Source organism: Prevotella sp. MGM1, from assembly GCF_002933775.1.
GTDB lineage: Bacteria > Bacteroidota > Bacteroidia > Bacteroidales > Bacteroidaceae > Prevotella.
Genome location: NZ_BEWV01000130.1, coordinates 1 through 851 on the forward strand (window position 1 = coordinate 1; position 851 = coordinate 851).

Annotated in this window: 1 protein-coding gene; it reads right to left on the reverse strand. The window is 39.6% G+C overall.

From position 1 onward, the window contains the following. Window positions 1-217: hypothetical protein (locus MoGM_RS04535; protein ID WP_146078645.1), on the reverse strand; the 217-nt coding region annotated here is incomplete at its 3' end. Window positions 218-851: the final 634 nt, after the last annotated feature.

Here is an 851-nt window from a genome sequence, read left to right on the forward strand (position 1 = left end):
TAGTCACGTATTCGGGATGTTCCACGAGGCTGCTTGGCAGCAGTTGCACCATTACCGGGCTTTCTGATTTGAACGGCGTGCCTTGGTTGTGCGAGGCTTTTATTCCTTCGTTGAAGCCCTCGTAAAAACCGAGGCCGGCATAGAAGCATCCGCCGATGAAGTTGATAATCAGCACCACGAATACTATTATGCTCAGGAGGTTGAACTTTCTTTTCATGTTTATATGCCTTGTTTGTCAGCTTTGCCGGGCGGTTTGTGTCTTGTTGCGGCATTGAATTGTCGGAAAGACACGCTCTTCCGGCCCTGCAAATGTATGAATAATATTTTTATTGACAAAACAAATCAGTAGATATATATCGAAAAACGATGTTTTTTTTTTTTTGTTCGATATATATTGATTGAATAATAATAACATGAATATACATCTGGCATATATGTGTTCAGGAATTTGCGTATAATTTTGTTTCATGCTGTCTCGTATTTTAGGACATTATTTTCTATTATGACAGGGATGGCTTCTGCTTTATGATTAAGATGGGTTCTCGTGATATTTTTAATTAAGGCGGACTTGCTGTTTGTAAAATAAAATCCGAAAGACAATGGAGGGCAAATCTTGCATGTTTATGCAAAAGACGGTTGCCGGATATTCGAATTCCCATTGATTTTTGATAATAAGACGATTGCCGGTTTGCCGTTCGGACGTTGTTTTGCATTTAGATACTCCTTGCACTTCGTTTAGACGCTAATTGCTTTCCGTTTAGATGCCGAATGGAAAGCAATTAGCGTCTAAACGAAGTGCAACCGGATACCAAATGCAGCGCTAAAACATCGGATATAATACAAAAAAAGGC